Below are 14316 nucleotides of genomic sequence, written 5' to 3'. Positions count from 1 at the left end.
GCTTTACACGCTGGTCGGCGCGGACGAAACGGAAGGCTTCAAGGCACAGGCGCGCCGGATTGCTGCGTACTGGCAAGGTGTCCACGCGCTGGCGCCGGTCGCCGGCCGCCATCACTATGACGTACTGAATATTTTCCGCGATGAAGGGAATCCGTGGCTGGCGGCGGTGGCCGGGGTGATCCGGGAAGATGCGCCTCTGGAAGCATTCGCGATGCCTGGTGGTTGAGGCGCGCCGAAACCTTTTTGTAATAACCACCTCCAGAACGGGTCGGGCAGTCCGTTGCGGGTACTGGCGATCGCGGCCACCTGACAGGACCTCGGACGTCCACAAAAGAAGAGAGAGGAAGGGAAGACAAATGACGCACCAACGCAGGATTCTGGCCGCCGCGGCAGCCGCCGGCAGCCTCGCCTCCGGCGCCGCACAGGCCCAGAGCGCCGTGCAACTCTACGGCACGATCGACGCCTTTGCCGGCTCCGTGCGCGCCAGTGGCGACGCGCACAGCACCGCGGTCGTCGACAGTTCCAGCCTGACCACCTCCTACTGGGGCATTGGCGGGCAGGAAGCGCTCGGCAACGGGCTGAACGCCGAGTTCACGCTGGAGAGCTTTTTCCGTACGGACAATGGCAAGGTCGGCCGCTTCGACGGCGACGTCATGTTCGGACGCGATGCCTATGTTGGCCTGAACGGGGGTTTCGGCGCGATCAAGCTCGGCCGCAACACCACGCCGTGGTTCGTGTCGATGTTGCTGTTCAACCCGCTGGCGGATTCGGCCGTGTTCTCGCCGATGTTCCTGCATGCCTACACCACGCCGCCTGGCTCGCTGGTCGGCAACTCGGTCGCAGGTGACACCGCCTGGGACAACTCGGTGCTGTACCAGAGCCCCGGTTTCGGCGGGCTGCGCTTTAATGCGATCTACTCGACCGGCGAGAGCACCAGCCACCAGGGCAAGCAAAACTACGGCGGCAATGCCACCTACTTCAACGGCAACTTTGGCGCCACGCTGGCGGTGCAGCGCGTGGGGGTCAATGCGCCGGAGTTCGCTGCCAGCGGCGCCAGCTACCAGATGGCCTACCTGGCAGGCGTGTCCTACGACTTCAAGGTGGTCAAGCTGTTCGGCCAGTACGCGCAGTCGGACAACAGCTTCAGCACGCTGAGCCGGCAACGCAACCGCACCATGCAGGTGGGCGCGAGCGCCCCGCTGGGTCCGGGCTCGCTGATGGCAACGTGGGTGCGTACCTGGCAGGGCGGCAACGAGACGCTGGGCTCGGCCCGCCGCGATACCACCACGCTGGCCTACGACTACCCGTTCTCCAAGCGCACTGACCTTTACGCCGCCTGGCGCTATGACAAGGTGACCGACCTGAACCCGGGCAACACCTTCGGCCTGGGCCTGCGCCACAAGTTCTAGTTGCGGCCTCGGCGCTTCCCGTCGATGCCCCTACAAGACCACCCTCGTCGCCTCGAAAAAAATTATTTCCACAATCATATGTTTATGCCTAAACTATGTGGAACGACAACGAACGCGTGGCGACGATCGCGCGAAACAGGTTCCCTGGCGGTGCCAACTGTCATGCAGAGTGATGGTCTGGAAACGGGACTCAATTGAAGTTTAAATAGGTTCAGCAGAATGCAATAGAAAGCTTGGCAGACCGTGGGCTAACCATAGTGAGCCAAGATTGCTTTAGCGATTGAGTCGCCGCTCGCACAAGCGCCAGTCAGAAGCGCTTGGGACAGGTAGTCCCCGCAGTAGTAGACAGATCTTTTCCCGGCAGACTGCCAAGTGAGAAAGTCGACCACTTTCCGACAATAGCCAGGGTAGAAGACCGGCAGTTTGTATGGAATCCACTGGTTGACAATGGTGTGTACTCGACTATCGAAGCGGGGAATGCGCAGCCTGACTTCCGACCGGATAAGGGTGTCGAGAGAATCGGCCAGGCCGAGGCGATCCGCTTCTTCGGCTGCTTCGGGTGTCAGCTGACAGTAGAGTTGCGCGTACGAACGTCCTGCAATGGGTGCCGTCGGCAACTGCTGCCAGGTCGCAATACGAGTCGTTGATTGACGGCCTGAGAACTCCAGCTCGGCAGGCATATCCCCCTCCAGCGCGTAGTGAACGACCCCAAGCTTGTTATATCGCACTTCATCGAGCATTGAGCGCTCCGCGTCGAGAGGATCGACGATAAGCTTGCCTGCGTGGGCGCCCTCGGTAGCGCAGACGACAATATTCGATCGCAGCTCATGTTCTTGTCCGAGGCGCTGATAACGTACAACGCATTCGCCCTCGGCGCGTCGTTCGATGGCATAGACCTTTGCGTCGCAAAGAACCCCCACTCGACGACCCAGTTCCTCAGTCACCTGACCCATGCCTTCCGCCAGGGTGTAGACGGTGTCCTTGCCTAGCAGATGCGGCATCGTACTGACGTAGAACGCCGCCGAAATATCTTCCGGATTCCAGCTACGCGTGCCGCGGAAGATGGGTTCGATGAGTTGCTTCAGTACGGCAGGTGTGGTGGTTCGGCTGATGTAATCAGCCAGCGTTTCAGCGTCGCCTTCCAAGTATGAGGCCGCAGCGTCTGGATCGGTACGCGAGCGCAGGCGCGCGAGACTTATACCCGCCGCGACCATGCGCATCCGGCTACGCCAATCCAACCCGGACGTCATGAGGGTACGCGGGCCAGGCATCAGCTCGACGCGGTAACGATCGCCGCCGATTGAGGCATTCGCGCCGAGCTTGCGTAGCGGTACGAGCGCACGCGTCAGATCCAATTCGGCTAGCAAGGAATGAAACGCTTGGCCAAACGGGTAAATCAGGCGCGCACCTGTATTGTATGAAATAGGACCCTCGCGCCGTTGTGCCATTCGCCCGCCCACTGCCGATTGGCTTTCCAGAACCTGAACGGTGAAGCCGGCAGCTGTGAGCCTGTAAGCTGCAGTGAGTCCGGAAATACCGGCACCAACGACGACGATGGAGATAGGTTTGTTCATTCGGGCTTCGCTACGGTGTCGGGTACTGCAATCTCGATCAGAGCCGGCCCGGTTCCATTCAGTACTCGCTTCAGAGCCGGCAGGAATTCCGCGGTCGTCTGAACGCGTTCTGCGAGGGCGCCGAAGGCTCTTGCATAGGCGACAAAATCCGGGTTTCGCAAGGCGGTGCCGACAGGCCGCCCGAACTGCCGGATCTGGGCACTCCTGATGGCGCCGTACCCCTGATTATTGATCACGATAATGATGACGCGCAGGTTTTGCTGGACTGCCGTCGCCAGCTCTTCACCGTGCATGAGCAGGCAGCCATCGCCGGCCACGGCCAGAACCAGCCGATTCGGCCGCGCCATTGCTGCGCCAATGGCCGCCGGCAATCCATATCCCATGGCACCGCTCTTGGGGCCAAGCATGGTGCCGGCCTGGCGGAGCGCAAGGTAGCGATGTAGCCAGATAGCGTAGGCACCTGCGCCAACGGTAAAGACTGTGTCATCAGGGAGGCGTTCTCGCAGCGCCGTGAATACCTTCCGCAGGTCGACTGGTCCCGGACAGCCACCCTTTCCGATGAAAGCATCGCGCGCCATGCGAAAGCCTTCTGGCCATTCGGAATCGGAGGGGCGCGGAGAAGTCGCAGAAAGGGTTTCTGAAAGCGCGTCAAGAAAGGGCGCCGGCGCAGCTTGAATCGCGACATCGCTGCGATAAACCCGGTTGAGTTCGTCGGCGCCGGCATGCACGTGGACCAGGCGCTGGGCCGGCCGCGGTGCATTAAGCAGACGGAATCCACCAAAGCCACCGGTCCCGAACGTATTGATCTCGCCGAGGCGAATATTGATGGCGAGTATCAGGTCAGCTTGCCCTATCCGCTCTGCCAGCATCGGATTGAGACCGATGCCGAGTTCACCCGCATAGTGTGGGTCGGCGTTGTCGAACAGGTCCGCTCGTCGATAGCCAGCTGCGACTGGCCAATTATGGCTCTGTGCCAAGGCATGCAGGCGTAGCCTCGCTGCATTGTTCCAACCACTGCCCCCTACCAGCACCAGTGGGCGACGAGCTTCGCGCAGGAGGGCCGCAACCGCAGCGACTTGCTCTGGCGCCGGACCCGGCTCTGGCATGGATGGCGCAGGCAGGGGAGCGCAGGTAGCATTCTCACGCCACACATTTTCGGTGACAACCAAGACTACCGGCCCGGGCCGGCCGCTGCTGGCCTTGCACCATGCGCGCATCATCCCTTCTTGCAGCCTCGTGGCGCTTGTAACCGAGATGACGTCCTTGACGAGCGGGCGCAACGCCTGCTGCAAATCAAATCCTGACATCGGGTCCCGCTCAGCTTCTGCGACTGCGGGCTGCCCGACGACAAGAATCATCGCCGCGCTATCCGTATCTGCCGTATGCAGAGCTAAGGCTGTGTTCAGGGCGCCCGGAGCGCGACCAGCCATGCAGATGGAAGGCCGGTCGCCAAGCCGCGCGTAGGCCTGCGCAGCGTAGGTCATGCCTGCCTCGTGGCGGAAGGTGACAAGGCTGATTTCGGGATGGCGGGTGGCGAGGGCGTCCAGTGGCTCGAGGATGCCCTCGCCAGGGATCTGGAAGACATGCCGGTGCCCATATTCCCGGATCAGGTCGGCAAGAATTGCGGCCCCTGAGCGGGCCAATGTGGATTCATGATTCATCGCAAATGGTGCACTGGTTGGGCGAGGCAGCGGCAAGGCGGGGCCATCTCCCCGCCGTGCCGCCTTGCCTTGGGCCCGGTTAGAAGACGTGGAAAATGCCCGCCAGCAACATGAGCTGCCCGCTTGTGCTGGACGCGCCGCTGCTGCCGAACAGCAAGTAGGCGTTCTGTGCGTCCCCCGCTGCGCGTTGGTACGCAACGGCGGCCTGGAGAATGGTTCGCTTGGAGAGGAAATAATTGCTTACCGCATTGACCTGGTGATACTTCGGCGTGAATCCGGTCGGTTGCACCTTCCCGGCTGTGTACGTGTACCCCAAGCCGAGCTGCCAGGCGGGCGTGACGCTGTAGGAGCCATTGACGTCGATATTGTTGAAGCGCACATCACCGTTGGTAAGCCCGTCCGCGGCATCTCCCAAGTCCTTGTAGCGGCTCTGGGTAAATGACACAGCGAGCTTGAGTTTGTCGAGATCGTACTGACCTGCAAGCGCAGCAACCGACATGCTCGACGGGGCGATGCGATTCGGCTGCAGTGCCGACGTGGGTGAAATGGCCGGGAAAAGGATGGTATTCCAGTTGCCTTCCGGGACTGCACTTGCAGGATTATCGATGTGCAGATAAGCCGCGGCGGCGCGAAAACGCCCGCCGGCATACGTAACGCCAAAGCTCATGGTCGAATTGCGGTGACTGTCGCCTGCAACTTCGCCAAAACCATACATGGCGCCGGCCTGGAAGCCGCCGAAGTTTGGCGTCACATACTTGACCGCATTGTTGATGCGGAACTGCCAGTTCGTGTTGTCATTGTCGCCGACGTGCGCCATATAGCCATTCCACTTGCCAGGTGGAGTGAACGGTGCGATCCACTCCGCTACCAGGTCGTACTGGCGCCCCAGTGTCACTGTACCTGCCGAATTGTCGGAGAGGCCAACATAAGCTTGGCGGCCAAAAAGCCTGCCCCCCTGCCGGGAGTTACCCGTGCTCATGTCGAAGCCGCTCTCAAGCATAAACAGGCCGCGCAGCCCTCCCCCAAGGTCTTCGTGGCCCTTCAGGCCCCATCGGGACGGGCCGGTTGCCAACCCCGTTACGCTATGGCCACCGCTATTGTTGACATAGCGCAGCCCGCTATAGATGAAACCATAGAGCGTGACGCTGCTCTGCGCGAGCGCGCTGTTCGCGCATCCGATCAGAATGGTGGCAGCCAATGTGGCTGGCCATATCCTATGCACTTTGCTGGCGCTTTTTCCCCGCTTCAACTGCATTGACTCTCCCCTTTTTTTTGCGCCAAGTCGCGGTCCGGTGCCGGCGCAATGGAGCCGGGCTTGACAACACGGGCAGCACGAGGCTAGCGCAGCCTAGGTCAGGGCAAGGGTGTGGACAAGCAGATCAGACAGCTCAGAGCGGAATTCCTAGCAATCGGTATTCGATTCCCACAATTGGGAGCATGGACAGCATGCGTAGCCGAGGTTGAGGTCAGCATTTTCCCTTACTCTGGCCAGCGCCACAGGCGTTCGGTCCAAGAAAATTGAGGCGAAACGACTGAAACATTAAGTTGATCGGAAGTTGTCCGCCGGGGCGGGGGAAACCAGGCGGAATCGGTGCTAAAAAGTTCCTGGTTGGCACGGCGTTGCACGCCTTGTTCATACAGCTCCGATGTCCTTTCCATGCCTTAGGATACCCATGCCACATCACAAGAGATTCCTGCTGCATACCTTATCCTGCGTCTCCGTTGTTGGTGCCGTGCTGGGTATCGTGCCCTCTGTCCATGCGCAAACCGTGATCGGAATTGCCAACCTTGGCCCACACCCATCCATCTCGCAGACAATTGCCGGATTCAAGGAGGAAATGGCGCGCAGCGGCTACGTGGAAGGTAAAAACACCACTTTTGTCTACGGGGACGCAAACTTCACTCAAGCCTTGATGCCCCAGATGCTCACGCAGATTGCGTCGAGGAAACCTGCCCTTATTCTCACGCTGACTACGTCGGTCTCGCAGACAGCGCTATCGGCAGTGGCCGACCGAAAACTTCCTATGGTATTTGCCATGGTGACCGACCCGGTTGCCGCAGGATTGGTTGAAGGATGGGACCATGGCAGCAGTCGCTTTGTAGGGGCTTCGGATATTCAGGATTTTGACGCGGTCCTGGTCTTCGCCAAAAAGCTGTTTCCGAATGCTAAGTCATTCGGCACCCTGTACAACCCTGGCGAAGCCAATGACGTGACCACCACCCGCAAACTCGAAGAGGCATCCAGGCGGGCAGGGCTGACATTCAAGGCGATCAGCGTCGATACAGCCGCTGATATTCCTCAGCGGGCGGAGCTGTTACGCGGCACCGGTTTTATGTACGCGACCGGCTCAAATCTGGTGCAGTCAGCAATGCCGGCGGTGGCCTCTGTGACGAACCGGCTGAAAGTGCCAATCCTGAGCTCGGAAACAGAGTTTGTGAAGAGCGGTATCGCGGCAGCCAACTATGCCGTTTCACTCCGCTCCATTGGCGTCAATGCCGCGACACTGGCAACGCGTGTGCTCAAGGGCGCGGCGCCGGCCTCGCTTCCTGTGCTGACGCCCTCGCCCAACGACTACATTTCCACCGTCAATACTACCAAGTTCAAGCAACTCGGGCTGACTATTCCGCCCGCGATGGAGTCATGCCAATGCTTTATCAACTAGCTGCCCGGCGAGCCCGCAACATGTCACAGTCCTCCGCAAATTCTGATTCCACCATGTTGCAAGTCGAACGTTTGCACAAGACCTTCCATGCCGGCACACCTGATGAACGAGTTGCAATCGACGGCGTTTCCCTCGAATTGAACCAGGGCGATTTCGTCGTGGTGGTGGGAGGGAATGGGGCAGGCAAATCGACGCTGCTCAGCATGCTCGCCGGTGAAGTCCTGCCGGATTCGGGAAGCATCCGCGTCAACGGCGTGAATGTGACCTCACTCGGCACGCACCTGCGCGCAAAGTACATCGCCAGAGTCTTTCAGGATCCCTCGATCGGTACCGCCGCGGCGCTCAATATCGAAGAGAATCTTGCTGTTGCCGCCTTGCGCGGGCAGCGTAGATCCTTCGGCCGTGGCTTGACCTCGGCGCAGGCTCGCGAGTTTCAGCAGCGGCTTGGCACCTTTGGCCTTGGCCTGGAAAATCGGATGAAGGCACAGGCGGGGCTGCTCTCCGGCGGACAGCGCCAGGCGCTTTCGCTGCTGATGGCGGTCCTCCGTGAGCCCCAGTTGCTGCTGTTGGATGAACATACCGCGGCGCTGGACCCGCGGACCGCCGAAGCCGTGATGCGAGTGACTTCGCAAGTGGTTGACCAGGCAGGGCTGACTACGCTGATGGTCACGCACAACATGCACCATGCTTTGCAGTATGGAAACCGGCTAATCATGATGCGGCATGGCGCTATTGTTGCCGACTTGTCCCTGGAGCAGAAACGGCGCATGACAGTTGAGAAGCTGATTGCCGCTTTCGACGATGAAAACCCCTCCCTTCGCATGGTGAGCGCATGAACTTGTTCGATACATTCCTCAACCTGGTGCCAATGGGCCTGATGCAAGGGCTCATCTACGCCCTGATTGCCATTGCGGTAATGATCCCCTTCCGGATCCTGAATTTCGCAGATATGACAGGTGAAGGAACCCTTGCCTTTGGTGCCTGCGTGACGGCGAAATGCCTGAGCGCAGGGCTTGAACCCGTGTCGTCACTACTCATCGGTGCCGCAGCGGGTTTCCTGGGAGGAAGCGCCACTGCGTATATTCATGAGAAGGTGAAGGTGAATACGCTCTTGTGCGGCATTCTGGTGCTGTCCATGTTGTATTCAATTGACATCCGGGTCATGGGCCAGCCGAACACTGCTTTGTTCACGTTCCCAAATCTCTTCCAATACCTGCCCGGTGACGACGGAACACTGACAAGCCGAATCGCACTGCTTGCCGTCGTCGATATCGCGCTTATCGCGTTGATCTTCTGGTTTCTGGGGACACAGCACGGGATGGCCATGCGGTCGCTTGGCTCCAGTATGGCGATGGCCAAGGCGCAGGGCATCAATATCAAGGTCTATGTGCTCGTTGGGCTTGGGTTGGCAAACCTTATCGCAGCGCTCGGAGGCGGTCTGCTAGCACAGAATCAGGGTTTCGCTGACGTCAATATGGGCTTCGGCACGCTGATAAACGGGCTGGCGTCGCTGCTGCTCGGTGAGGCGATCATCGGGAACCGGACGATCCTGCGGCAGGTGGCAGCGCCGGTGTTGGGCTCGGTTGTGTATTTTCAACTTATTTCGATCGTTTTGGCATTCGGCTTCCAGCCGTCGGATCTGAAAATGGTAACTGCAGTTTTTGTGCTGATCACACTTCTTATCCTTGCCAAGCGCAAACCAGGAAAGTCACGCAAGGCGGTGCAGGAGCGCCTTGCACGAGCAGCCTGACTCAAAACGGATTCTTCTTTGGTTCCTTATGCGGTGTCTCCACCCGCAACTTGAAAGCCGTCCCTCGGGACGGCTTCTTTTTGTGTTGGATAGCGGGATAGAGCTCCCTTGGAGCGGCATGTCCGGCCGATCGGTCGGGTCATGCCAGAGCGGGTAGCGGTGTGTAGGCAGGCAAGCGCGTTAGGTTTGTAGAGGTGCCATTTTCCCAGGCTTGCTCAGGTTGTCCCTGCCGGCGTTGCGGTGCCATTGGGACATGGAGGTCAGGATTGCCGCTAGGCGTGCAGCACGGTGAGGTCATCAGATTGTGCACGCACCGATCGCACATGTGTCCGCATACCTTCCCAGCGTTGGTAAGCGGATTCCGAAGCGAGACCTAACTGATCCAATACCCGCCATACGGTATAGCGAATCAGCTCATCGAGCGTCTTGGGCAAGGCATAGAAGGCCGGCACCGGGGGCATGATGATGGCGCCCATCTCAGCTGCTGCAGTCATGTTTCGGAGATGAGCCAAAGTTAGTGGCGTCTCCCTTGCGAGGAGCACCAAAGTCCGCCGCTCTTTCAGGGTTACGTCCGCAGCGCGGGTTAGCAGATTGTCGTTGAAGCCGTGGGCGACCGCGGCCAATGTTCGCATGGAGCAAGGCGCCACGACCATACCTTGGTGCCGAAAGGACCCGCTTGCCAGGGTGGCACCAATGTCACGGATGTCGTAGGCTACGTCGGCGAGCGATTGTGCTGCGTGCCTGTCTATGCTGCATTCCTGCTGCAAGGTCAGCCAGCCTGACGCCGACACCACCAAATGGGTTTCGACATCGAGTAGCCGCAAGGCTTCCAGCAGCCTGACACCGTAGATGGCACCGGTGGCACCGCTGATGCCAACGACTATGCGGGTGCGGTCCTTGCTCATCTCAGCGAACCTCCGATGCAAAGGCGGGCAGATACTTGCCAAGTTCAATTTCCACTTCACCAGGAATGCGCTTTCGTTCGAACTCCGCTTCGCGTCCCCAGGGTTTAGTCGCATCAATGGCAAGGCGGCCCCAGTGATCTTTGTGCGGATCGCGGTAGAAACCTGGGACATTGTTCAGCACCATGGTTCGGGTGTCTGCACGCCCCCGCGTCACGAAAGCCCAGACCACTTCATCCAGGTTGTAGATGTCGACATCTTCGTCAACCACGATGCAAAGCTTGTTGTAGTCAAGATGCGCGCCCATTGCCGCGAGCAGCGCATGCTGTGCGTGCCCCTCGTATTGCTTGCGGAGCTTGATGACCGTGTTCATCACCGTGGGCTTGCAGGACACATCGATGATGCCCGGTACCTGTCCCTTGATGGCGCGATAGATGCGCGCGGCGGTGGCAGCCTCGAGCGGTCGCAGGTCTTCGTCGGAGCCGCAGATCAGGCCCTGGAAGATTGCACCGGTGCGCCAGGCGACGTGCGTGACTTCGAACACGTGGTTGTCACCTACATCGACGTAATAGCCCATGAATTCGCCGAAAGGACCTTCCGGGCGACGCACGTTTGGGAGGATCCGGCCTTCAATCACGATGTCGGTGGCGGCGGGAACGGAAAGATCGATGGTGTGGCACCGGCGTGTGCGCAATGGACCGCCTCGCATCGCGGCGGCCAGGGCCATCTCGTTTGCCTGGGGAGGCAACGAGACGCAGGCGGACATAAAGACTTCGGGAGGGACACCGATCAGAATGGCGGCTTCCAGCGCCTTTCCCTGGCGCTCGGCAGCCGCCTGATAGCGGGCGAGATCGTGTGAGCTTCCCAACCGAATTCGCAGCTCATCGTCGGAAATTACCATCGACCGGTGGAACGACAGGTTCGGCACGCCTGTGTCAGGGTCACGTGCGAGAAAGACGCCGGACGTGATGTACGGAGCGCCGTCCCGCGCGTGGTAGGTCAGGATCGGCAGGTCGCTGAGCTTCCCGCTCTGGAGGCGCTCGGGCTGCGTATCCTCTTCCGCATAGTTTTGAAGAGTGGCAGCGACTTCAATTTCCTCGTCCAGCCGCTCGCAGAAGGTGCGTGTACCACAGCGAATCATCTCGCGCAGCCGTTCATGGTCATTATAGAGGTTCATGACAACCGGAAGTGCGGAGCCGCGCACGTTTTTGAAAAGCACCGCCTGGTTCGAAACACGCTGCAGTTTCCGCGCGACCGCGGCCGCTTCGAACCGGGGATCGACTTCGCGATCCACAATCGCCAAGTCACCGCGCGCTTGCAGGCGGTTCAAGTAGTGCCTCATGGTTTTCTCGGATAGTTCGGAAGATAGACTGACGTTACCTTAACGGGCGCCTATCCCGCCTGTGCAATAGCGCTGGGAACATAGGAAATCCGAACTCAATTCTTTTGGGGGTGACAGGGCGGCAGCGGAGGGCGTTACGATGAGCCGCCACGCGGCGATATTGCTCCGGTCTTGCTGGGCGGCAGAGGCATCGCTGACATCCGTGGCGTTGCAACATCCCGGTACAGTCGCGCCTGCCCGTGAAGGCGCGTAGCGGCGCAATCCAAGAATTGCTTGAGGAAGACATGATGGCAAGTTTGAATCTTACGTTGCCAGAGCCGGGAAACGATGGCTTGTTCCGTACGCGCCTGGCTGGCCAACACGCTCGTACCAGCGAGGCATTCAGTGCGCTTCGCGATCAGCTGGGACATTTGTCTTCGGGTCCGCACGGAGAGCCCGGTCTGTATGGTGGATCCGTTCCGGTCTCTGACGACCCCGAAGAAGGGAAGTGGGAACTGATCAGCATCAGGGACGAGATTCTCCTGGTCGTCTCGGATGGCAACCTTACTCGGCAGCATAGTGAGAGCGTGCTGCCCGAGGGCTATATCGAATTTCATTTCATGGTCGCCGGTCCGGTGAGCGTTGAGTTCTCCGAGACCGGAAGAATCGAAGTCACTTCGCCGAACCTTACTGTGGTGCATCAGGGCGATGACATGCATTACCAAGTGTCGTGCGGTCCGGGCCTCTGGCGCTCCGTTGGCCTCTATATCAGCCGTGATTACTTCCACAGTTTCCTGAGGGCCTCCATGGGTGTTGATGGCCCCCTTTGGCAGCAATTGCAGAAGCTGCGAAATGAGCAAGTGTTTTGCCATCAGATGCCGGTCAATCCTGAGGTGCTGACCGCTGTCAAGCAACTGCTGGAGAATCCGTACGAAGGATATCGGCGCCTGCTCTTCGCTCAGGCCAAGGCATACGAGGTGATGTGCGCGTCATTGGACCTGTGGCAGGCCTATCTCGAAAGCCACCATACCGCCGAGGTGTTTTCTTCGCGGGACCTGCGCCTGATTGAGAAGGCGCGTGATCTTCTTGTCGGCGACCTTCGGCACATGAAGACGATCCCGGAGCTGGCGCGCGCCGTAGGGACCAACACATCCAAACTCAAGCGCGGCTTCAAGTTTCTCTACGGCATGACAGTATTTGAATGCGGCCATCGGGCGCGCATGGACAGGGCACTGGAATTGCTGGGGAACGAACGCCTGAGTGTCAACGAGGTGGCGTTCGCAGTGGGCTATCAACACCAGACGAGTTTCACGGCGTCTTTTCGCGATTTCTTTGGCTTCGCCCCCAAGGATGCCAGGCGTATGGCTGACTTGCGCAACGTCCGGGCCCGTTCCTCATCCGCGCCGGGCGTTACCGCAGGAGAGGACCTGTAAGTCCCTGCCCCGGCCGGAGATTGGGAATCTGCAGCATTTTCTAGTCGATCAGCATTCGTTTGTTGGGCCCAATACGACCCGACGTGTTCCTCGCATAGGATCGTCGTCATACCCGACAGCGGGGTGCGATTGACGAAGAGGAACGCATGGCAGTGATCAAAGTAAGGAACCCCCGTACGGGCGAACTGGATTATGAGTTCATCCCTGCGGATGCAAATACGGTAAGCCACGCGGTAGCGCGGGCAAGGGACGCGCAACGGGAGTGGTACGGAAAAGGGCTTGAACATCGAATTCAAACCCTGTCGGCCTGGGCCAAGGCTTTGGAGAGTAAGGCAGACGCCATCACCGGTGCTCTGACAGACGATACGGCTCGCGCCAGGATCTCCCGGGAAGAGCTTGGTGCTGTTATCCATTTCATTCATGGGTATTGCGAAGCTGCACCGGAAGTCCTCGCTCAGCCATTTCGCAAGTTCCGCAATAACAGTGATGTCGTGTTCAAGACGACCCTGGTCCCATACCCGGTCGTCGGTGTCATCAGTCCGTGGAACTTCCCTTTGGTGCTTTCCTTCATCGACGCCATCCCCGCATTGCTCGCCGGCGCCGCGGTGGTCATCAAGCCAAGCGAGGTGACACCCCGCTTCGTGGAGCCGTTGCGTGCGTCTATCGAAGGCGTGCCTGAGTTGCAAGGCGTGATCACGCTGCTCCAGGGCGCAGCAGAAACAGGTCGGGCCCTGCTTTCGGAAGTCGACGCCATTGTATTTACCGGAAGCGTGGCAACCGGACGCAAGATCGCGGTTGCTGCCGCGGAGCGATTCATCCCGGCATTCCTCGAGCTCGGCGGCAAGGACGCGGCCGTGGTGCTGGCCGGCTCAGATCTCGAACGTGCCGCCACCAGCATCCTCCGGAGTGCCATCTATAACACCGGGCAGGTTTGCTACGCAATCGAGCGGGTCTACGTAGACGAGTCCATCCACGAGGCTTTCGTGCAGGAACTGGTCCGACAAGTTCAGACGCTTCGCCGCAGTTCGGCTGCCGCGGACGGTGGTCACTATGGGCCCTTCATTCATGCCGCCCAAGGGGAAATTGTCCGGGCACAGTTGCAAGACGCAGTCGCCAGGGGTGCCCGCATCGTTACCGGCGGTGCGGTGGAGAATGTCGGCGGTGCGGTGTGGCTCGACCCAACCATCGTGGTCGATGTGGACCACTCAATGGACCTGATGACGCAGGAGACGTTCGGCCCCGTGGTGCCGGTCATGCGCTTCTGCAGCGAAGATGAGGCAGTGCGCCTTGCGAATGACTCCATCTATGGCCTCAGCGGTGCAGTCTTTGGCCCGGATACGCATACCGCCGGGGATTTCGCGACGAAGATGGAAGCCGGTGGTGTCAGCATCAATGACACGGAACTGCAACGCGGCATGATGTTCGACGGGGAGAAGACGGCCTTCAAATTTTCGGGCATGGGCGGCTCGCGCTACGGTGCGACGAGCATCCTGCGATATGTCCGCAAACGTGCGCTCATCGCGAACGAAGGCGGTATCAAGCCACTGGACGAGCTCTCGGAATCCCTCTGAACCCAGGGGCAACCTGTACCACGCCTTCCCCG

At 59.7% G+C, this 14316-nt stretch carries 11 protein-coding genes and 1 pseudogene; 7 read left to right on the top strand and 5 right to left on the bottom strand.

Annotation, left to right across the window (positions count from 1 at the left end; all coding sequences use genetic code 11):
* Positions 1-226: pseudogene (locus AC1Q7H_RS36510) on the top strand (hypothetical protein); the annotation flags it as partial.
* Positions 227-356: 130 nt separating this feature from the next.
* Positions 357-1409 carry a porin gene (locus tag AC1Q7H_RS36505; RefSeq protein ID WP_492316702.1) on the top strand — a complete coding sequence of 351 codons (1053 nt, stop codon included), beginning with the start codon at positions 357-359 and terminating at the stop codon, positions 1407-1409.
* Between the two features lie 248 nt (positions 1410-1657).
* Here the strand turns inward: AC1Q7H_RS36505 and AC1Q7H_RS36500 are convergent, their stop codons facing one another.
* The 3 genes from AC1Q7H_RS36500 to AC1Q7H_RS36490 form a co-directional block, all read right to left on the bottom strand.
* Positions 1658-2983: a protoporphyrinogen/coproporphyrinogen oxidase gene (locus AC1Q7H_RS36500; protein WP_492316703.1), complete on the bottom strand. Its 1326-nt coding sequence runs from the start codon at positions 2981-2983 to the stop codon at positions 1658-1660.
* Positions 2980-4644, bottom strand: coding sequence for a thiamine pyrophosphate-dependent enzyme (locus AC1Q7H_RS36495; RefSeq protein ID WP_492316704.1), 1665 nt, complete (start codon positions 4642-4644; stop codon positions 2980-2982). Before AC1Q7H_RS36495 ends, AC1Q7H_RS36500 begins: the two co-directional genes overlap by 4 nt.
* A gap of 79 nt (positions 4645-4723) precedes the next feature.
* Positions 4724-5899 carry a porin gene (locus AC1Q7H_RS36490; RefSeq protein WP_492316705.1) on the bottom strand — a complete coding sequence of 392 codons (1176 nt, stop codon included), beginning with the start codon at positions 5897-5899 and terminating at the stop codon, positions 4724-4726.
* A 418-nt stretch (positions 5900-6317) separates the two neighbouring features.
* Between AC1Q7H_RS36490 and AC1Q7H_RS36485 the strand changes: the two genes are divergently transcribed.
* From AC1Q7H_RS36485 to AC1Q7H_RS36475, 3 genes are read left to right on the top strand one after another with little or no spacing between them, the layout of a single operon-like run.
* Positions 6318-7307 carry an ABC transporter substrate-binding protein gene (locus AC1Q7H_RS36485; protein ID WP_492316706.1) on the top strand — a complete coding sequence of 330 codons (990 nt, stop codon included), beginning with the start codon at positions 6318-6320 and terminating at the stop codon, positions 7305-7307.
* Positions 7308-7360: 53 nt separating this feature from the next.
* Complete coding sequence (locus AC1Q7H_RS36480; RefSeq protein WP_492316707.1) at positions 7361-8143, top strand: ABC transporter ATP-binding protein; 783 nt, start codon at positions 7361-7363, stop codon at positions 8141-8143.
* Entirely contained in the window at positions 8140-9057 is a 918-nt protein-coding gene (locus tag AC1Q7H_RS36475) for an ABC transporter permease (RefSeq protein ID WP_492316708.1), read from the top strand. The genes AC1Q7H_RS36480 and AC1Q7H_RS36475 overlap by 4 nt, the downstream gene beginning before the upstream one ends.
* A 272-nt stretch (positions 9058-9329) precedes the next feature.
* Here the strand turns inward: AC1Q7H_RS36475 and AC1Q7H_RS36470 are convergent, their stop codons facing one another.
* Positions 9330-9962: a UbiX family flavin prenyltransferase gene (locus AC1Q7H_RS36470; protein ID WP_492316709.1), complete on the bottom strand. Its 633-nt coding sequence runs from the start codon at positions 9960-9962 to the stop codon at positions 9330-9332.
* Position 9963: 1 nt separating this feature from the next.
* Complete coding sequence (locus AC1Q7H_RS36465) at positions 9964-11289, bottom strand: UbiD family decarboxylase (RefSeq protein WP_492316710.1); 1326 nt, start codon at positions 11287-11289, stop codon at positions 9964-9966.
* 251 nt (positions 11290-11540) lie between these two features.
* Between AC1Q7H_RS36465 and AC1Q7H_RS36460 the strand changes: the two genes are divergently transcribed.
* The gene (locus tag AC1Q7H_RS36460; protein WP_492316711.1) at positions 11541-12713 is read left to right on the top strand and encodes a helix-turn-helix domain-containing protein; all 1173 of its coding nucleotides are present in this window, start codon (positions 11541-11543) and stop codon (positions 12711-12713) included.
* Positions 12714-12859: 146 nt separating this feature from the next.
* Positions 12860-14284 carry an aldehyde dehydrogenase family protein gene (locus AC1Q7H_RS36455; RefSeq protein WP_492316712.1) on the top strand — a complete coding sequence of 475 codons (1425 nt, stop codon included), beginning with the start codon at positions 12860-12862 and terminating at the stop codon, positions 14282-14284.
* The last annotated feature ends 32 nt before the right edge of the window (positions 14285-14316 follow it).

The organism is Cupriavidus sp. GW823-FHT06D04, assembly GCF_058795055.1.
Note: the sequence above shows the minus strand (reverse complement) of the source record. Positions and strands in the feature narration are given on the sequence as shown.